Source organism: Microbacterium radiodurans (assembly GCF_008710705.1).
Taxonomy (GTDB): Bacteria; Actinomycetota; Actinomycetes; order Actinomycetales; family Microbacteriaceae; genus Microbacterium; species Microbacterium radiodurans.
In genome coordinates this window covers 110,737-130,173 of sequence record NZ_VYRZ01000004.1, presented here as the reverse complement: position 1 = coordinate 130,173, position 19,437 = coordinate 110,737, and the positions used below count along the sequence as shown (strand labels likewise).

The following is a 19,437-nucleotide window of genomic DNA, read 5'->3' as shown; positions in this document are numbered from 1 at the left end:
CTCAGCTGTGTTCGGCGGTGGCGACGGCGTCGATGACCGGGCGCAGGGCGTCCGCGGACCGGCGGAACTTCTCGAGCTCGTCGGGAGAGAGGGGCGTGTTCGCGATCGGGGTCGCGCCCGCGGCGCTGACCACCGACGGCACCGACAGCGCGACGCCGCCGATCCCGGCGAAGTCGTCGAGCACCGTGCTGACGGGCAGGACCGCGTGCTGGTCCTGCAGCACCGCCTCGACGATGCGGGCCGACGAGAGGCCGATGGCGTAGTTGGTGGCGCCCTTACCCCGGATGACCGTGTACGCGGCATCCCTCACCTCGGCGGCGATGCGGTCGAGCTCGTCGATCGTCATGCGGGGGTGACCCTCGCGCTCCCACTCGAGGATCGGGACGGTGCCGATCGTCGCACTCGACCACAGCGGGAACTCGGTGTCGCCATGCTCGCCCACGATATAGGCGTGCACACTGCTCGTCGAGACGCCCGCGCGCTGCGCGAGCTTCCACCGCAGGCGCGAGGTGTCGAGCACCGTCCCCGACGAGAAGATGCGCTCGCGGGGGAGCGAGGTCGCCTCGGCCGCGACGACGGTGAGCACGTCGCACGGGTTGGTGACGATGACGTACACGGCGTCGGGGGCGACCTCGAGCAGCTGCGGCAACATCCCGCGGACGATCCGCGCGTTGACGCCCGCCAGCTCGGTGCGGGTCTGACCCGGCTCCTGCTTCGCGCCGGCCGTGATGACGACGACGTGCGAACCGGCGGCGACCGAGATGTCGGAGCTGCCGACGACGTCGCTCGCGCCGATGAACTGCGACCCGTGCGCGAGGTCGAGCGCCTCGGCCTCGACGCGCTCGGCCGCGATGTCGTAGAGCGCGACGTGCCGCGCCGACCCGCGGATGAGCGCCGCGTAGGCGACGCTCGCACCCACCGCCCCGGCTCCGACGACGGTCAGTTTGGAGTTCTCGATCACGTTCATATGTCCAGCCTATTCCTGTGGTCAGACCACACGGAAGGGATGCAGGGCGCCCCGGGCAGGATGATTCGTTCCGCAGGGGCGGAACGGGTCTGCCGGTGGTGGCGGAGTGCGGTGCGGGTGTTCGCGGGTGCGCGGACTTGACTCCGCCCCAGGGGCACGGTCGAGGCTGACACCGTGACTTCCTCCTCGGGTGATCTGATGACCGCGGGCCGATTCGGCGCGATGACGCTGCTGTCGGCGAAGGCTCTGCGCATCTATGCCGATCGCGGGCTGCTGCCGCCACGGCGCGTCGATCCCGACAGCGGCTACCGCTATTACGACGCCGACCAGGTGGCGACGGGTTGGCTCATCGGGCTGCTCCGCTCGGCCGATCTGCCATTGCATGAGATCGCCGAGATCATCGAGCATGTCGGCGACGACCGCGAGGCAGCCGTCGCCCGGCTCGATCGAGCCGTCGCCGCCATCGGTCGACGGAATGAGGCTCGTCACGCCGTGCTCGCCCGAGCGCGGCTGCATCTGCGACAGGAGACCACCATGTCCACCGTCACCACCGGCGTCGAGACCGACCGCGCGGTCGTGAGCGTGCTGTGCCGACTCGCGCCGCACGAGCTCGACCAGCGCATCCACGACGAGGTCGGCCGGCTGCGGCGGATCGCCACCGACGCCGGGGCTCGCGAGACCGGCGACCCGTTCGGCATCTTCCACTCGCCCGTCACCGACGACTCGGACGGGCCCCTCGAGATCGTGCTGCCCGTCGACGGACTCGTCGACTGCGCGGTCGACGCCGACGTGCGAAGCTACCGGCTCTCGGGTGGGCAGGTGGCCACGCGCTCGGCTCACGGGGCCGAGACGGACTTTCCCGGCATCCTCGCCATCTACGACGAGGTGCACGCGTGGATCACCAGCGGCGGCCGCGCCCCGATCGGACCGCCGCGCGAGATCTGGCACACCCTGCCTCAGGATGCCGCGGGGCTGCGACTCACCGTCGCTTGGCCCTTCGTCGAGGTTGCGGCCGCGAAGTAAGGGGTGACGTCTGCGTTGGACCGCCGCGCGGCGTCTCTACTCTGCGCGGCACCGCCGACCGCGTCGACGGGAGTACCACCACGCCGAGACGATGCAGACGACGATCCAGATGCCGGTCGTGATCCAGACGCCGGGCATGTGCCCGCTGTCGAAGGCGACGTAGACCAGCCCTGCCGTGATGAGCGCGCCGACCCCGACGATCGCGAGGATGTGCGGTGTCGATCTGTCTTCGCGCGATGAAGGCATCACGCCAGGCTATCGGCGCGAGGTCGTCGGGCTGGGGCCGGGCGGTTGTGGGAAGTCGTCGCTTGCGGTCGTCATTCAGGGCTCGAGGGCGCAAGAGGCGCCGGGTTCGTGGCGAGAAGGTGCTGTCTCGCGAGATTTCTCGGCCACTTCTGGCCGGGCCTGCCAGATGTGGCCGGAATCCCGGGGGCAATGTCGGAGGTTGGTGAGATAATGTCTTTATGCAGACGAGAAGCGGTTTTGGGAGCGACGGCGACGTCGCCCGGCTCGCTGAACTCGTCTCGCGGGCGCGTGAGATCGAGGCCGGTCGCCGCGCCCTCGAGGTGAGTCATCTCCGGCTGCTCGCCGACGCGGGGCAGCTCGCCGCGGACCAGGTCGCGGGAGCTCCCGAGGCGGTCAAGGAGCGGGAGATGGCCCTGCGGGGAATCTCCGCGGAACTCGCCGGTGTCACGCACATGGCGGACCGCACGGTGCAGCGGCGCATCGATGAGGCGGGGGATCTCGTCGAGAACTACGCGGCGGCCGTCGAGGCGTGGGCGGACGGGCGGATCGCTCGCCGGCACGTCGACCTGATCCGTCAGTACGGGATGCCGCTGCCGGCCGACGCCCGGGCCGAGTTCGAGCGCGTCGCGATCGAGAAGTGCGAGACCGACACTCCGAATCGGGTGGAGGATACGCTGCGGATGATCTCGGAGCGGATGCACCCGCGGTCGTTCGAGGAGCGCCACAAGGAGGCCGCGACGACGCGGTGCATCCGGATCGATCCGGGCCGGGACGGGATGAGCGACCTCATCGCGCACCTCCCGACCGTGCTCGCCGAAGCGATCAGCGACCAGGTGCGACGGCAGGCGAAAGCGGTCATCGCGGCCCGGCCGAAGGCGGCGCCGGCCGGTGCCGGTGCCGTCGCCGGTGCCGGCGAGGATCCCGCCGCCGGCTCGGGTGCGGCGTTCGGGCTCGTCGAGCCGGGCGCGGCTGCGGACGCGGGCGCCGACGAGTCGTCGTTCGTCGACGACACCCGGTCGCTCGATGAGGTCGCCGCCGACGTGTTCACCGACCTGCTGCTCGCCGGGACGCCGAGCGTCGACCCGACCGGTGACGGGCTGAGCACGATCCGCGCGGAGGTGCAGGTCGTCGTCTCGGCACTGACGCTGATGGGCAAGGACGCCGACCCCGCCGACCTCGTCGGGCGGTCGCCGATCGATGCCGAAACGGCGCGGCTCCTGGCCGGGAACACCTCGACCTGGTCGCGGCTGCTGACCGACCCGGTCACCGGAACCGTGCTCGAGGTCGATGCGTACACCCCGACGGCGGCGCAGCGGCGGCTGCTGAAGGCGCGTGATCGGCGCTGCCGATTCCCGGGATGCCGGATGCCGGCCATCCGGTGCGAGATCGATCACACGGTCGCGGCATCCGACGGCGGCCCGACCCACATCTGCAATCTCGCCGACCTGTGCAAACGCCATCACGGCGCGAAACACCACACCAGATGGTCGGTGGTGCAACTGGCCGGCGGCCGACTCGTCTGGACCTCACCGACCGGGATCACCTATCGGGAGGATGCTCCACCCCCGCTGGTGGCATTCAGCATCCCGCTCGATGCGGACCCGCCACCGTTCTGACGCCGACGGAGGATCACGTCAGTCAGCGCGGGCGCGCGAGCACGAAACGTTGCGGGCTGGTTACGAAGTCTGAAATTGATTTTGATATCTCGCGTAGCCCGCATATCGTTCTGCTGATCCTCTCGACCGCAGAGGGCGAGAGGAACGATGATGCGCTCGAGAGTGACGGCGACCAGCCTGGCCGTGGCAACGATCGTGGGGGTGCTGGCATCCGTCGTGGGTGTGGCCCCCGCTGCCACGGCGGCAGCCCCTGACGACACGACCTACTCGATCACGCAGGGGCTCGACACCTCGCCGGCCACGGTGGGCTCGGCTGCGGGAAAGCCGGCCACGGTGCGATTCGCTGCTCCGGTCGCCAGCCCCGCCCGCATCGATCTCGTGCAGGCCTCGGCGGAGCGCTACTGGTACTGGGCCACCGGCGTCGAGGCGACGCTGTCGGGCTTCGCGCCCGGCGAGTCGGTCACCGCGACCGACACGTCGCCCTCCGGTGCCGTGCTGACTTTCGAGCGGCTCGTCGTCGGGGCTGACGGCACCCTCACCCACACCTTCAACGCGCAGGTGCTCGCCCCGGAGGTCGGCGCTCACCAGCTCCGCGTCACCGGTTCGACATCGGGATACTCCGCGGCAGCGGTGCTGACGGTCACCGACAACGCGCTCGAGAAGCTCACGGTGACGACCACGCCTGCCTCGATCAGCCAGCAGCAGTACCTGCGTCAGCCGGTGACCATCCGGGCGACGGGGCTCAAGCCGCGCGAGAAGGTTCTCTTCAACCTGCTCGGTCCCGACAGCAGCGCGCAGGCCATCGGCGTGCGCGAGGGGCTGCGCGCCGACGCGAACGGCGTCTTCACCTACCAGCTGCGGTCGCTCACGGCGGCGGTCCCGGCGGGAGTGTGGACCGTCGGCATCCAGAGCTCGACCGGCATCTACGGCAACGGCACCTTCACTGTCACGTCCTCCCCGGCCCCCACGTCCGCCGGCACCCTGGCCGTGCCGAGCCCCGTCATCTCGACGGCGTCGTTCATGATCGACGGCGCGGCTTTCGCGATCCGCAACTTCAAGAAGTTCGACTCCTTCGACCTCGCGCTCACGACCCCCAGCGGTGCCGTCCGGGCGATCGGCACCTCGCGCACCAATGGCATCGGGGCCTTCTCGGACCGGATCGTCACCACCACGGAGCCTGCGCCCGGCACGTACACGCTGACCGCCACGTCCCGCAGCACCGGCAGCATCCTGTCGACCACCTTCGGTGTGCAGGGAGCGGACGGGAAGGTGCCGCTCAACCCCTCGATCAGCGTGGCGCCGTCCACCCTGAGCGTCTCGGCGCTGGAGAACCCCAACGGCGGCACGGCAGTCACGTTGCGCAACGCGCCGCCGTCGAGCAACGTCGTCGTCAGCCTGGTGTCGCCCGAGCTCTACGTCGTGCTTCTGCGTGACGGCTCGACGCCCGCGGGCACTCGCTACCTGCGTGGCACGACCGACGCCTCGGGCACGCTGACGCTGACGCTGACGAGCGCCCGGGTGTGGAACCCCGGCACCTACCGGCTCGAGGTGTACGTCGGCGACGGCGTCCTCCGCACACCGGTCGTCCTCACCGCGGCCACAGCATCGTCGCCGCGGTCCGCCCCGGCGGCGCCGTCTGCCCCCGCGACCACCGCGCCGAGCCCGACCACGAAGCCGAGCCCGACCACGAGCCCGAGCCCGACCACGAAGCCGAGCCCGGCCGCGAGCCCGACCACGAGCCCGAGCCCGACCACGAAGCCGAGCCCGGCCGTTACGGCGAAGCCGAGCGCGACTCCCACCGCGAAGCCGAGCCCGGCCGCGACGGCGAAGCCGAGCACGCCCGGCGCCCCCGCGCTCGGCGGCACCACGCCGGCACCCGTCTCCCGCTGACCTGCACCGCCCGATCAGGAAGTCACGATTCATGAATCACCGCACCACACGGATGCTGCGCGTCGGCGCGGCGGCCGCTCTGCTGCCCTGCCTGGCGATCTCGACCACCGCGCTGAGCGCGGCCGCCGAGACGACGCTGACGCTCGACGGCCTCGCGTACGACGCGCCGCTGTCGCCGGAGGGATCGATCGCCGCGTCGCTCGCGAAGCTCTCGGGCACGACCGCCGTGTTCGTCGCCTTCGACGAGGAGAGCGCGCTCGACGTCGCCCTCGACGCGACCGGCAAGGCCACCGCCGACAACCCCCGGGTCGAGGCTCAGGTCGACGAGATCGACGAGCGAGCCGATGAGGCCGCGGCGGTCGTCGAGGCCGAGGACGCGGAGACCGAGGTGCTCTACGTCTCGCGCTACACCGTTCCCGGCGTCGCTCTGCAGGCGGACGCCGAGGCGCTCGCGACGCTCGCCGACCTGCCCGGAGTGACGTCGGTCTCGCCGATCGTGTTGCGCACCATCGACGAACCGCAGGCGACCGACCCCGCCAACGCCGCCTCGGACGCGTTCGTCCAGGCGCTGCAGGTGTGGCAGCAGACCGGGCGTTCGGGGGAGGGCGTCAATGTCGCCGTCATCGACACCGGACTCGACTACACCCATGCTGACTTCGGCGGCCCCGGTACGGTCGAGGCCTATGCGGCGGCGCTCTCGTCGACCAACGCGCCCGGCTCCGACCTCGCCGACCCCGCCAAGTACCTCGGCGGTTTCGATTTCGCCGGGCCCACCTACAACGCGGACTCGTCGGTTCCGACCTATGACCCGTTCCCGGTTCCCGATGACAATCCCATCGACGGTCCGGGCGGCGGACACGGCACGCACGTCGCCGGCACAGCTGTGGGCTACGGCGTCCTCGACGGAGGCGCGACCTTCACCGGCGACGCCGCCTCGCTCGACGAGACGGCCCTGCAGAACTTCGAGGTAGGACCGGGCGCGGCACCGGCATCCGGCCTGTTCGCCCTCAAGGTCTTCGGTGACAACGGAGGCAGCACTGCGCTCACGGGCGCGGCGCTCGATTGGGTCGGCGAGCAGATCGCGAACGGTGTCGACATCGACGTCGTCAACCTCTCGCTCGGCTCCGACTTCGGCGCGCCTGACGACCCCGAATCGGCGAAGGTCAACGCCCTCATCGATGTCGGCGTCCTGCCCGTCCTCGCGGCCGGAAACGCGGGTGACGTGACCGACATCGCCGGCGCTCCGGGCAACGCAGCGCGTGCGCTCGCCGTCGCGGCGACCTCGAGCGGCAACGTCGTTCAGAGCGGATTCTCGGTCGATGCGCCGGCGAACCTCGCGGGCGCGCACCCGGGCCAGTACTCGGAAGGCGTGCGCTCGGCAACCGCGACCGGAAGCGTCGCCGCGCCACTCGCCGTCGGCGCGGCCGACGGCTGCACGGCCTTCAGCGAGAGCGACCGGCAACGCCTCGCCGGCAAGATCGCCTGGCTCGAATGGGATGAAGCCAACCTCGCATGCGGCTCGGCGACGCGCTTCGGCAACGCCTCGGATGCCGGCGCGATCGGCGTCCTGCTCACCTCGACTGTCGACGTCTTCGAAGGCGGCATCGCCGGCAACGACTTCACCCCGGGGCTCCAGATGACGCGCACAGTGACGCAGACGCTGCGTCCCGCTCTCGAGGGCGGAACCCTCGTCGTCTCGCTCGATCCCGCCCGCGAGGGCGAGTTCACCCTCGACCGGCCCGAACTGGCCGACACGATCGCCAGCTTCACCTCGCGCGGTCTGCACGGGTCGTACAACGACGTCGTCAAGCCCGACGTCGCGGCGCCCGGCGTGAGCATCGTTTCGGCCGGCAAGGGCAAGGGAACGGGACCGGCGATCCTCAGCGGAACCTCGATGGCATCTCCGCTCGTCGCGGGAGTCGCGGCCCTGGTCGCGGAGGCGCACCCCGAGTGGACCCCCGCTCAGATCAAGACGGGCATCATGAACACGGCCGCCCACGACATCACGACGGGCGGTCCCGACGGCATCGCCTACGGACCGACCAGAGTCGGCGGCGGTCGCGTCGACGCTCTCGACGCCGTGGAGAACCAGGTCCTGGTGTCGAGCGATGAGAACGCGGGCCTGGTCACCGGCTCGTTCGGTGTGATCGAGGTGGGCGATGCGCCCATCACGCAGACGCGCCCGTTCACCGCCGTCAACAACGGGACGCAAGACCGCACGTTCGATCTCGCCTACCTCGCCCGCTCGGAGATGCCGGGCGCGAGCTACACGCTCGACCGCGACAGCATCACCGTGCCGGCCGGGGGTTCCGCAGCGTTCACGGTCACCCTCTCGATCGCCGATCCTGCGGCGCTGCGGCGCTCGATCGAGCCGACCATGTCGCGCACGCAGTCGCAGGTGCCGCGCCAGTTCGTCGCCGATGCCTCGGGCGTCGTGCAGCTGACGCCGCGCGCCGCCGACCAGTCGCCCCTGCGCGTGGCTGTGTTCGCCGCGCCGAAGCCGACCTCGGCGACGACGGTGTCCGCGGCATCCTTCGCGCACGACGCACTCGACGGATCGATCACGATCGGCGGTCGCGGCGTCGAGCAGGGCACGGGTGGCGAGCGGTTCGCATCGCTGATGGCGCCCTTCCAGCTCGGCATCGAAGACCCCGACGACACCTTCCCCGACACGTCGGCGGCGACCACGCTGAACTCGGTCGACATCCGCGCGGTCGGTGTGTCATCGACGGCGCCGCAGCTCACCGACCCCTCGCAGGGTGTGCTGAGCTTCGGCATCCAGATGGACGGCGATTGGAACCGGCTCGCACCGTTCAACCCGGTCACGGTCGACTTCGACGTGAACGCCGACGAACTGATCGACTTCAGCACGACTTACACGGTCGACCGTTCCGTCGATCAACCGTTCGCGGTGACCTACGACGCCTCATCGCAGGGTGTCGTCGACCGCCGCCCGCTCAATGGATTCGACGGCTCGGTCGACACGAACCAGTTCGACAACAACGTGCTCGTGCTGCCGGTGTCGCTGAAGGCGCTTGGCTACACGCCAGATACGACCGACCCGACGATCACCTACCGGGTGCGCACGGAGTCGTTCTACTCGCTCGGCAACAGCGAAGAGCCGCGGAGCTTCCTCGTCGATGACACCGCGAGTGCGACCTTCGACGTCTTCCGTCCTGCCGTCTGGTTCGGAGAGACCGGGCAGACCGGCTTCGGCACCGCGATCTTCGCTGATCGCGCCGGAGTGCTGGCCGCTCACCGCGACTCGGTGGACCAGGAGGCCGCGCGCATCCTGGTGCTGCACCTGCACGGACAGAACGGCAACCGTGCGTCGGTCTCGGCGATTGCCGAGGCCGCCACGCCGGGCGCAGGCGAGCCGTCCACGCCGCCCGTCCCGTCGCCGGGTATCGAGCAGCCGGCTCCCGGCATCGGTGCGGGTACGCCCGGCGCAGGCGCTTCCAGAGGCTCGCACGGCCCGCTGGCGAGTACGGGCGGGGCGGTGCCGCTGACGGCGGCTGTCGCGGCGATCCTGCTCGCGGCTGCGGGCGGCGCCCTGCTCGTGATGCGGCGCCGGCGGTCAGCCGCCGAAGCTGCGGCGGCGCCGACGGGCGACGCGCCGGGGGTGTGACGAGCGGATACTGTGGTGAACCGTGCCGGTGGGTGAGACGAAACTCGTGATTCAGCAGCCCTCGCAGCTGAAAGCGCTCGCCCATCCGGCGCGGTTCATCGCGTTCGAGGAGCTCTTCGCGACGCAGCGTGCGTTGACCGCGACGGAGCTCGCCGCGGTGACCGGCGTCAGCCCGAGCTCGATGAGCTACCACCTGCGGATGCTTCACGCCGAACACTTGATCCAGGCGGCGGACGAGACGTCCGACGGGCGCGAGCGCCGCTGGCGGGCTCCCGCGACGGCGTACGAGATCCTCGTCAGCCGGCTGGAGAACCCGGCGCAGCGGCAGGCGATGGTCGATGCCTACCTCGCGCCGGTGCGTTCGCGGATCTCGGCCGCCCTCGCGGAGCCTGAGGAGGTCGACGAAGGCGGCACACCCAGTGACACACCGCTGGCGACCGGACGCGTCCGCCTCGGTGTTGACGATCTCGTCGCGATGCAGGCCGAGATGGCGGCGATCGTCGAGAAGTACGAGGCGAGGCAGTGGACCTCGAGCGACGATTCGCCGACGACGGCGTACTACATGTGGTCCGTCGTGCGCGACCGGCTCTGACCTCCGAACCGCCCGCGACTCGAAGCCGCGGGCGGTTCAGGAGTCGCGGTGGGCTCAGGAGTCGCGGCGGGCGCCCTGCGAGGGCGCGACGGTGAAGACCGACGGGGCCGTGAAGCCGGCGGCGGCGAAGGCGGATGCCGCGGCATCCGTCACCGCCTCGACCCGGTCACGCGGGGTCAGCGCGATCGCCGCGCCGCCGAATCCGCCGCCGGTCATGCGCGCGCCGAGCGCTCCCGCACCCATCGCGGCCTCGACCGCGGCGTCGAGCTCGGGCGTCGAGATCTCGAAGTCGTCGCGCATTGACGCGTGCGAAGCGAGCAGCAGGTCGCCGATCGCGGTCGGACCCTGCTCGCGCAGCACGGCGACCGCGTCGAGCACGCGCTGGTCCTCGGTCACGACGTGCCGCATGCGGCGGAAGGCCACCTCGTCGATGACGCCGTCGCGCACGAGCCCCTCGGCCCGGTCGAGGTCGGCGACCGCGACATCGCGGAGCGCCGGAACGCCCATCGCCGCAGCTCCCCGCTCGCAGGCAGCGCGGCGCTCGCCGTAGCCACCGGTGGAGTGCGCGTGCGAGACGCGCGTGTCGATCACGACGATCGTGAGGTCGGCCGCGGCGAGCCCCAGGTCGACGACCTCGACCTCGAGCGAACGGCAGTCGAGGAAGATCCCCGCGTCGTCTCGGCCGAGCATCGCGGCCATCTGGTCCATGATGCCGGTCGGGGCGCCGACCGCCTCGTTCTCGGCGCGGCGTCCGACGCGGGCGAGCGCGACGGCATCCAGTCCGAGGTCCCAGACCTCGTTGACCGCCGCGGCGGTCGCGCCCTCGATCGCCGCCGACGACGACAGGCCGGCGCCGACGGGAACATCCGAGGCGATCGCCAGATCGAGGCCGGTGAGGCCCGCGGCATCCGTCCCGCTCGTCGCGAGCGCCGCCCAGGCGACACCGAGCGGGTACGCCGCCCACTCCGGGATCTCGTCGCTCGGGAACAGCGTCGGCACGGCCGACAGCTCGACCTCGACGGGCTCGTCGGCGAAGGTCGACGCGACCCGGATGCGGCCGTCGGTGCGCGGCGCGACCGCCACGACCGTACGGCGGTCGATCGCGAACGGCAGCACGAAGCCGTCGTTGTAGTCGGTGTGCTCGCCGATCAGGTTCACGCGGCCGGGAGCCGACCAGGTGCCGATCGGGGCGGTGCCGGTCAGTTCGCTCAGCAGGGCGTGGGCCCGGGCGGTGGCATCGTGGGTCGTGTCGGTCATCGGGCGATCGCCTCTCGGAGTCGGTCTGCAGAAGTCTCGGGCGGAACGTCGCCGATCCAGGCGCCCATGGCCGCCTCGGATCCGGCGAGGAACTTGAGCTTGTCGGCGGCGCGCCGCGGCGACGTGAGCTGCAGGTGCAGACGCAGCGCGTCGCGGCCGACGTTCACCGGCGCCTGGTGCCACGCGGCGATGTACGGGGTCTGATCGCCGTAGAGCGCGTCGACGCCGCGCAGCAGCCGCAGGTACACATCCGCGAGCTCGTCGCGCTCGGCGGTGGTGGTCTCGGCGAAATCGGGCACGTGGCGTCGCGGCGCGAGGTGCACCTCGATGGGCCAGCGCGCGGCGAACGGCACGTACGCGATCCAGTGCTCGGCCGAGAGCACGACGCGGGGACCGGCCGACTCGAACTCGACGATCCGCTCGAACAGGTCGGCGCCCTCGCGCTCGACCGCGGCGAGCAGCTGCTGCGTACGCGGCGTGATGTAGGGGTACGAGTAGATCTGCCCGTGCGGATGCTGCAGCGTCACCCCGATCGCCTCGCCCCGGTTCTCGAACGGGAACACCTGCTCGATGCCCGGCAGCGCCGACAGCGCGGCGGTGCGGTCGGCCCACGCCTCGATGACGGTGCGGGCGCGGACCCGGGTGAGGGTTCCGAACGAGCCCTCGTGCTCGGGGGAGAAGCAGACGACCTCGCAGCGTCCGACCGAGCTGCGCGTGCGACCGAGGCCGGGCGCGGCGAGATCGTCGAGTCCGCGGGGCGGGTCGTCGGCGGCGGGCGCGTCGGCGGTGGCCTCTGCAAGCGCGGGACCGAACGAGGGCGACTTGTTCTCGAAGACGGCGACGTCGTAGCGGCTCGGCACCTCCGACGGGTTCTCGGGCGTCTGCGGTGCGAGCGGGTCGAGGTGGGCCGGGGGCAGGAAGGCGCGGTTCTGCCGGGAGGCGGCGACCGAGATCCAGTCGCCGGTGAGCACGTCGCGGCGCATGGTCGCGGTGGCGGGACGGCCGGCGGTCTCGCGCGCGTCGATCGACCGCTCGGGCGGCAGCGTCGTGTCGGGGTCGTCGTAGTAGATGAGCTCGCGGCCGTCGGCGAGACGCGTCGAGCGCTTCACGATGCCGGAGCCCAGCTCGGTGACGTGCTGGGTGACGTGCTGGGTGACGTGCTGGTCGTCGGGCGCGGGGAGATCGGGCGTGGTCACGTCAACACGGTAGGCGATGGTGCGTGTTATCGTCAACATGGGAGGCGGCATGGACGGGAAGCGACCCTCGATGGCCGACGTCGCCGCGCGCGCCGGCGTCTCGGGGCAGACCGTGTCGCGCGTCGTCAACGGCAGTCCTCGCGTCGATCCCGCCACCCGCGCCCGCGTCGAGCAGGCGATGCGCGACAGCGGATACCGCGTGCACCGCGCGGCCCGTGCTCTCCGCACCGGCCGCACCGGCACGATCGGCGCGGTCGTGTCGACCCTCGCGACGGTCGGCAACTCGCTCATGCTCGAAGCCGTCACCGAGGCTGCGGCGAAGCGCGGCTACGACGTCGCACTCGTGACGATCGGCGACTCGCTGCCCGCGGCGTTCGCGCGGCTCCGCGATCAGGGGGTCGACGGCGTCGTCGTCGTCAACGAGGCGTCGACCCTCGCGCACGCCGCCGATCTGCCGAGCGACCTTCGCTTCGCCGTCGTCGACTCGCCGGCCGACGACCGCTACCTGCGCGTCGAGACCGACCACGCCGGCGGCGCCGCCGCGGCGACCCGGCACCTGATCGAGCTCGGGCACCGGGCGATCGCGCACATCGGCGGACCAGCGGCGTCCTACGCGGCCGCCGAGCGCGAGCGCGGCTGGCGGTCGGCCCTCGCCGCGGCGGGTCTCGACGCGCCGCCCGTCGTGCGCGGCGAATGGTCGTCCGAGTCGGGGCGCCGCGCCCTCGGCGAGCTGATCGAGCGCGGGAAGATCGGGCACGGGGCGGCGTCGGGCGCGACGGCGGTCGTCGTCGCGAACGACCAGATGGCGCTCGGAGCGCTGCGGGCGCTCGCCGAGCGCGGACTCGGCGTGCCCGAGGACGTGTCGGTCGTCGGCTTCGACGATGTCGCGGATGCCGCGAACTACCTGCCCCCGCTCACCACCGTGCGCCAGCACTTCGACGAGCTGGGGGAGCGCGTGGTCGCGAGCCTGGTGGGGGAGGCGGCGGGCGGCATCCGGTCGACGAGAGCGACGGAGCCGGCTGAGTCGGCTGAGCCCGTTGCGGCGCCCAGCATCGTGCCGGCGACCCTCGTCGTGCGCGCGAGCACGGCTCCGCCTAGGCGGTAGCTCCTCGGAGTCGCGGCGCGGGGTGTGGTCCCGTTCTCAGGAAGAAGTGCGCATGCGCGTGGCGGTGGTGCCGTGGGTCGGGGTCTTTCCTGAGATCGGCACGGCCGCGTGCGGTCGCCGGGTGCGGGGCCGGGGAGGGGCGGCGCCGGGGAGAGGGGCCGGGGGCCGGGGAGCTGCGGCGTGGGATGGGGTCCGGTTCTCAGGAGAAAGGGCGTGTGCGTGCGGCGGCGGGTGCCGTGGGTCGGGGTCTTTCCTGAGATCGGGCACGGCTGCGTGCTGTCGCCGGGTGCCAGGTGCCAGGTGCCGGGTGCCGGGTGCCGGGTGCCGGGTGCCGGGTGCCGGGTGCCGGGTGCCGGGTGCCGGGTGCCGGGTGCTGGGGGCGTCGAGGTGCGGCGCGGGGTCTGGTGCGGTTCTCAGGAGAAAGGTCGAGCGCGGGGGGCGGCGGGCGCCATGGGCCGGGGCCTTTCCTGAGATCGGGCACGGCTGCGTGCGGGCGGGGACAGCTGGATGAGACCGCGGATGGCGCCGCACCCGGGTGAGGGTGCGGCGCCATCGGGCGTGCGGCAGGGCCGGCAGGTGAGCCATCACAGCGGGGCGTGCGGCAGGGCCGGCAGGTGAGCCAGCACAGCGGGGCCAGCACAGCGGGGCCGGCGCAGCGGGGCCGGCACAGCGGGGCCAGCCCCGGGGGTCAGCTCAGGGGCAGCCAGACCCGCATGGTCGACGGACCGCGGTTGCCCCAGTCGTGGTAGGCCACGAGCGGCACGAGGGCGCCCGCCTCCGCCTCGACGCCCGCCGCCGTACCCGCAGCCGCGCCGGTCGAGCCGTAGGGCCAGCCCGGCGCATCCTCACCGCGCACACCCACCCGCAGCCAGACCCGGCCGTCGTGCTCCTCCGGAGTCAGCTCGGTCGCGTCGGCCGTCAGCGCCGCACGGCCCACATCGGCGCCGCCGGGCAGGTCGACCGACTCCAGCGCCAGCACCTCGGGGCCGCGCTCGATCGCGACGCAGCCGCGCACCGCGTCGATGCGCCCGTCGGGAACCACGACGCGCGGCGCGATCGGCAGGTCGAGCTCCACGACGTCTCCGGCGCGGAACGCGCGACGCACGGACGCGGTGCCCGGCTCCGCAGCCTCGTCGGAGACCGGAGCGCCGGCGCCGTCCAGCACCCGCAGCCGCGCGCCGGCGGCCCACTCGGGAATTCGCAGCGACAGCGTCCACGGGCTCGCGGCATCCTCGTTCACGGCGACGCGCACGGTGCCCGCCGCCGGGTAGGCGGTCTGCACATCGAGCGAGATCTCGCGCCCGTCCTCGAGAGTCGTGCGGATCTCGGCCGGCGCGTACTGGTGCAGCTGGATGCCGTCGGCATCCGCCGTCGCGACGTACGCGTCGAGGCTCGCGAGCGTCCGCGCCACGTTCGGCGGGCAGCACGACACCTCGAACCAGGGGGCGCGCAGCGACGACGATGCCCGGGGCGAGGTGCCCTCGGGATCGGCCGGGATGCCCGGCACCCGCTGGTGCAGCGTGTTCGCGTAGAAGAAGCTGCGTCCGTCGGCGGCGGGCGAGGTCGCTACCACGTTGTACAGGGTGCGCTCGATGAGATCGGCGTAGGCCGCATCGCCCTCCGCCAGCAGCAGCCGCCACGAGAACATGATCGACGCGATGCCGGCGCACGTCTCGGAGTAGGCGCGGTCCGGCGGCAGCTCGAAGTCGTCGCCGAACGCCTCGTCCTGGTGGTGCGACCCCTGGCCGCCCGTGATGTAGGTGCGGCGGCCGCGGGTGCGCGCCCACTGGCGCCGGAGCGATCCGAGCAGCTCGTCATCGCCGGCATCCACCGCAACGTCGACCGCCCCGGCGGCGAGGTAGTTCGCCCGCACGGCATGCCCCGCGAGCGCCTCGGCGTCGCGCACGGGCACGTCGTCCTGGAAGTAGGTGCGACCCCACTCGATGTCGCGCAGGGTCTCGTGCCCGCGGCGCGCGACGAAGAGCTCGGCCTGCTCGCGGTAGCGCGCCTCGCCGGTCACACGGCCGAGCTCGGCCAGGGCCGTCTCGATCTCGGGGTGTCCGCAGAAGGCGGGGATGCCGCTCGGCCCGAACACCTCGCACACGAGGTCCGCCGCGCGTCGGGCGATCTCGAGCAGGCCGTCGTCGGCTCCCGGACGGGTGCGCTCGCGGGCGACGGCCGCCTGGAAGAGGTGGCCGAGGCAGTACAGCTCGTGGCCCCACTCGAGGTCCGACCAGCGCTCGCCCTGCCCGGGGCGGCCGAACTCCGTGTTGAGGTAGCCGTCGGGTTCCTGCGCCGCACCGACGCGGGCGACGACCGAGCGGAAGGTCGCCTCGAGGCTCGGATCGCTGCTGCGCCCGATCTCCCACGCGGCGGCCTCGAGGTACTTGTAGATCTCGGAATCGGCGAACTCGCGACCGCGGCGACCGCGCGGGAGAGCGCCTTCCGCAGCGAGATCGAAATTGGGCAGCCAGCCCTCCGACTCCAGCCGTCCGAGGACGTGGTCGAGGGTGTGGGCGGCGTTGACGCGCTGACGCTCGCCCCAGAAGCCGCCGGTGATGCGGACTTCGCCCAGGCCGAGCGGGCGCAGCCGCGACTGCGGGGGGACGACGGGGGCGGCGACGGGTGCGGGCGCCAGCGCGGGAGAGGAGAGGACGGGGAAGGTGGTGGACATGGTCATCCCTTGAAGGCGCCGGACATGAAGCCGCGCACGTAGTGGCGTTGGAGGATCAGGAACAGGACGATGCAGGGCAGGGCGAGCACGACGACACCGGCTTCGGTGACGCCGTAGTCGATGACGCCCATCGTCTGACCGCGCAGGTTCGCCACCGCGAGGGGCAGCGTGATCCGCGACGTGTCGTTGATGAGGATGAGGGGAGCGATGAAGTCGTTCCACGCGGTGAGGAACGCGAACAGGCCCACCGTGATGAGGCCCGGCTTCACCGCCGGCAGCAGCACCCGCCACAGCGCGGCGAAGCTCGTGCATCCGTCGACGAGGGCTGCCTCGTCGAGTTCGCGCGGCACGGACTCGAACGAGATCCGCATCATGAACATCGAGAACGGCAGCTGGAACATCGTCAGCACGAGCGCGACGCCCACCAGCGAGTTCTGGAGGCCCACCGCGTTGAGGATGACGTAGAGCGGGATGAGGAGTGTCGCGTACGGCACCATCAGGATCGCCAGCACCAGCAGGAACAGCATGTTCTTGCCGGGGAAGCTGAACCGGGCGAAGGCGTACCCGCCGAGGAACGACGTCAGCAGGGTCAGAGCCACGGTCAGCAGCGACACGAACAGCGAGTTGCCGAGGTAGACCCAGATGCCCGACTGGAAGTTCGCCAGTGTGACGTAGTTGCCGAAGCCCCAGCCATCGGTCTGGCTGGTGCCGGCCTGCGGGCTCACCGAGGCGACGCCGGTCCACACGAGCGGGTACAGGAAGATGATCGCCAGCGCGCCCGTGAAGACCGTCGAGGGGATGCCCCACAGCAGTCGTCCGGTCGGACGTCGACGCTCGCGGCCGCGCCCCTTCGGGATCACGATCGTTCGGGTGGTGTCGGGAGCGGCGGGCGGGATGGAGCCCGCGGGGGCGTCGGTCAGAGCCATGTCAGGCCTCCTCGGGGCGACGGAACGCGCGCAGCTGCACGACGTTGATGACGACCAGGGCGAGCAGGATGATCACCGACAGGGCCGCGGCGACGCCGAGATTGTTCTGCCCCTGGAACGCGATGTTGTAGATGAGCTGCACGACGGTCATCGTGCTGTTGTCCGGACCGCCCTTGGTCAGGATGTAGAACTGGTCGAACGCCAGGAGCGACCCGGTCACGCACATGACGGTCGTCAGTGCGAACGTCGGACGCAGCAGCGGCACCGTGATGTCGCGGAAGATCTGCCACCGTGAGGCGCCGTCGATGCGGGCGGCCTCGTAGATGTCCTCGGGGATGCCCTGCAGGCCCACGAGCAGCAGCAGCATGTAGAAGCCCGCGTAGCGCCACACGATGAGGAACACCGTCGACCAGAGCGCGCCGTCGGGTGTGCCGAGGAAGGTGACGCCCCACGATTCCATGAGCCCGGCGAACGGGCCGGCGATGGGGGAGTAGAGGACGTAGAAGAGCAGGGATGCCGAGGCCAGGCCGAGCGCGCTCGGCAGCAGGAACGCGGTGCGCAGGAACCCCTTCCAGGCGGTCGACTCCTGCACGAGCAGAGCGAGACCGAGGCCGAGGCCGATCAGCAGCACCGTCGTGATGACGGTGTAGACGAGCGTGAAGCGGACCGAGTCCCAGAAGAGGCGGTGATCGAGCGCCTCGGCGAAGTTCGTCGGGAAGTTCGCGCCCATGTTGCCGCGCAGGAGCGGCCAGTCCGAGCCCGACATCTGCAGCACGAGCACGAGCGGGATGAGGAACAGGGCGATGACGAAGATCGCGGTCGGGGCGGCGTAGAGCCACCCCTGGATCGGTCCGCCGAGGGCGGTGCGCCGATATCGGGTGCGGCGCGGTGATGTGGTGAGTGCCACGTCATTCCTTCCGGAGCGAGGGTGGGGGCGCCGCCGCCGTGCGGCGACGCCCCCGGGGGTGTCACTGACCGAGGATCGCGGTGATCTCGTCGTTGTCGGCGTCGACGGTGGACGTTCCGTCGAGCACAGCGTTGCGGACGAGGTTCAGCCACGGGCTGCCCGGGGCGTTGAACGCCTGCTGGAAGTTCAGCGCGACGGGCGTCTTGCCCTCGGCGGCGACCTGGTTGATCGTCACCTGACGCGGGTCCTCCGACGCGTAGGTGTTCTCGGCGAGGTCGCCGCGCGAGACGGCGTTGCCGTCCTTGGCGAGCACCTCGACCTGAGCGTCCTCCGACATCATCCACGAGAGGAAGTTCCACGCCTGCGCGGACTGGTCGGAGTCCTTCGAGATGCCGATGCCGTCACCGCCGACGAAGGTCGACGCGCCGCCGTCGACGCCGGGGATGCCGGCCACGCCGGCCTCGAAGTCGAGTCCCGACAGCAGGGTGGCGGGGAACGGCATGACGCCGACGTTGCCCTCCTGGAAACCGGCGACCCAGGTGGCTCCGGTCTCGTCGGCCGAGCCCGGCGCGACGGCCCCGGCAGACTCGAGATCCTGCCAGGTGCTGTAGACCTCCTTCGCGGCGTCTCCCGCGAGGAGCGACTCGGTGCCGTCGTCGCTGAGAACCTCTTCGCCCGATGCCCAGACCGACGGGAACCACGTGAACACGAGGCAGCCACCGCAGTTGAGACCGGTCGAGGTGCCCGAGACGCCGGGCTTGTTGAGGCCCTGGACGGCCTTGGCGGCGTCGGCGAACTCGGAGAGGGTGGCGGGCGCCTTCTCGGGGTCGAGGCCCGCCTCGGCGAACAGCTCCTTGTTCCACATGAGCATCGACAGGTCGAGGACGAAGGGCAGCACGTGCTCCTGGCCGTCGACCGTGCCCGCCGAGAGGTGGCCCGGGTTGATCTCGTCCTTGTAGTCGAGGCCGTCGATCTGGTCGGTGATGTCCTGGAACAGGCCCTGCTCGACCCAGTTCGGGACGTAGACGATGTCGGCGGCGAAGAGGTCGGGGAGGCCGCCCGAGCCTGCGGCGGCGCCGACCTTCGCGACGTAGTCGTCGTTCGGGACGACGGTGAGCTCGACCTGGTTCTCGTGGCTGGCGTTGTAGGCCTCGACGAGCAGCTTCGCCTGGCGCTCGAGCGGCGCGCGGGTCCAGAGCGTCAGCGTCGTGCCGTCGTCGGTGCCTTCGGCGGGGATGTCGGCGGGGGCGGCGTTGGTGCCGCCGTTGTTGCCACCCGCACAAGCGGCGAGGCCGCCGACGAGCGCGCCCGCGATGAGCACGGCTGTCGCGGCGCGGAATGCCGAGCGGCGCCGGAATAGGGTCATGGGAGTCTCCTCTAGCTCTTCTTTGAGCGGATGCGGCGTTCGGG

At 71.5% G+C, this 19,437-nt stretch carries 14 protein-coding genes; 6 read left to right on the top strand and 8 right to left on the bottom strand.

Annotated elements, in window-relative coordinates; genetic code table 11:
* Position 1 precedes the first annotated feature (1 nt).
* Positions 2-967 carry an L-lactate dehydrogenase gene (locus tag F6B42_RS14245; protein ID WP_150420380.1) on the bottom strand — a complete coding sequence of 322 codons (966 nt, stop codon included), beginning with the start codon at positions 965-967 and terminating at the stop codon, positions 2-4.
* A gap of 174 nt (positions 968-1,141) precedes the next feature.
* Here F6B42_RS14245 and F6B42_RS14240 point away from each other — a divergent pair, with 174 nt between their 5' ends.
* On the top strand, positions 1,142-1,990 hold the full coding sequence (locus F6B42_RS14240; protein WP_223878533.1) for a MerR family transcriptional regulator: 849 nt from the start codon (positions 1,142-1,144) through the stop codon (positions 1,988-1,990).
* A 36-nt stretch (positions 1,991-2,026) separates the two neighbouring features.
* Here the strand turns inward: F6B42_RS14240 and F6B42_RS14235 are convergent, their stop codons facing one another.
* Positions 2,027-2,236, bottom strand: coding sequence for a hypothetical protein (locus F6B42_RS14235; protein ID WP_150420379.1), 210 nt, complete (start codon positions 2,234-2,236; stop codon positions 2,027-2,029).
* A 218-nt stretch (positions 2,237-2,454) separates the two neighbouring features.
* On the opposite strand from F6B42_RS14235, the gene F6B42_RS14230 reads away from it, so the two are divergent.
* From F6B42_RS14230 to F6B42_RS14215, 4 genes are all read left to right on the top strand, one after another.
* Positions 2,455-3,852 carry an HNH endonuclease signature motif containing protein gene (locus F6B42_RS14230; RefSeq protein WP_150420378.1) on the top strand — a complete coding sequence of 466 codons (1,398 nt, stop codon included), beginning with the start codon at positions 2,455-2,457 and terminating at the stop codon, positions 3,850-3,852.
* Between the two features lie 147 nt (positions 3,853-3,999).
* On the top strand, positions 4,000-5,742 hold the full coding sequence (locus F6B42_RS14865) for a hypothetical protein (protein ID WP_191089393.1): 1,743 nt from the start codon (positions 4,000-4,002) through the stop codon (positions 5,740-5,742).
* A 31-nt stretch (positions 5,743-5,773) separates the two neighbouring features.
* Positions 5,774-9,370, top strand: a complete 3,597-nt coding sequence (locus F6B42_RS15085) for a S8 family peptidase (RefSeq protein WP_150420377.1) — start codon at positions 5,774-5,776, stop codon at positions 9,368-9,370.
* Between the two features lie 46 nt (positions 9,371-9,416).
* Positions 9,417-9,962, top strand: coding sequence for an ArsR/SmtB family transcription factor (locus tag F6B42_RS14215; protein ID WP_191089392.1), 546 nt, complete (start codon positions 9,417-9,419; stop codon positions 9,960-9,962).
* A 54-nt stretch (positions 9,963-10,016) separates the two neighbouring features.
* Here F6B42_RS14215 and galK read toward each other — a convergent pair whose 3' ends face one another.
* Both galK and galT read right to left on the bottom strand, forming a co-directional pair.
* A complete protein-coding gene (gene galK, locus F6B42_RS14210; RefSeq protein ID WP_150420375.1) occupies positions 10,017-11,219 on the bottom strand; it encodes a galactokinase in 1,203 nt (400 codons plus the stop codon).
* Entirely contained in the window at positions 11,216-12,343 is a 1,128-nt protein-coding gene (gene galT / locus F6B42_RS14205; protein ID WP_223878539.1) for a galactose-1-phosphate uridylyltransferase, read from the bottom strand. The genes galK and galT overlap by 4 nt, the downstream gene beginning before the upstream one ends.
* A gap of 121 nt (positions 12,344-12,464) precedes the next feature.
* On the opposite strand from galT, the gene F6B42_RS14200 reads away from it, so the two are divergent.
* The gene (locus F6B42_RS14200; RefSeq protein WP_150420433.1) at positions 12,465-13,520 is read left to right on the top strand and encodes a LacI family DNA-binding transcriptional regulator; all 1,056 of its coding nucleotides are present in this window, start codon (positions 12,465-12,467) and stop codon (positions 13,518-13,520) included.
* A gap of 688 nt (positions 13,521-14,208) precedes the next feature.
* On the opposite strand, the gene F6B42_RS14190 is transcribed toward F6B42_RS14200, so the two are convergent.
* The 4 genes from F6B42_RS14190 to F6B42_RS14175 form a co-directional block, all read right to left on the bottom strand.
* Positions 14,209-16,194: a glycoside hydrolase family 127 protein gene (locus tag F6B42_RS14190; protein WP_150420372.1), complete on the bottom strand. Its 1,986-nt coding sequence runs from the start codon at positions 16,192-16,194 to the stop codon at positions 14,209-14,211.
* A 2-nt stretch (positions 16,195-16,196) separates the two neighbouring features.
* Positions 16,197-17,120, bottom strand: coding sequence for a carbohydrate ABC transporter permease (locus F6B42_RS14185; RefSeq protein ID WP_223878532.1), 924 nt, complete (start codon positions 17,118-17,120; stop codon positions 16,197-16,199).
* 1 nt (position 17,121) lies between these two features.
* Positions 17,122-18,027 (bottom strand): carbohydrate ABC transporter permease, encoded by a 906-nt coding sequence (locus F6B42_RS14180; RefSeq protein ID WP_223878531.1) that lies wholly within the window; start codon positions 18,025-18,027, stop codon positions 17,122-17,124.
* A gap of 61 nt (positions 18,028-18,088) precedes the next feature.
* Positions 18,089-19,393, bottom strand: coding sequence for an ABC transporter substrate-binding protein (locus F6B42_RS14175; RefSeq protein WP_150420371.1), 1,305 nt, complete (start codon positions 19,391-19,393; stop codon positions 18,089-18,091).
* Positions 19,394-19,437: the final 44 nt, after the last annotated feature.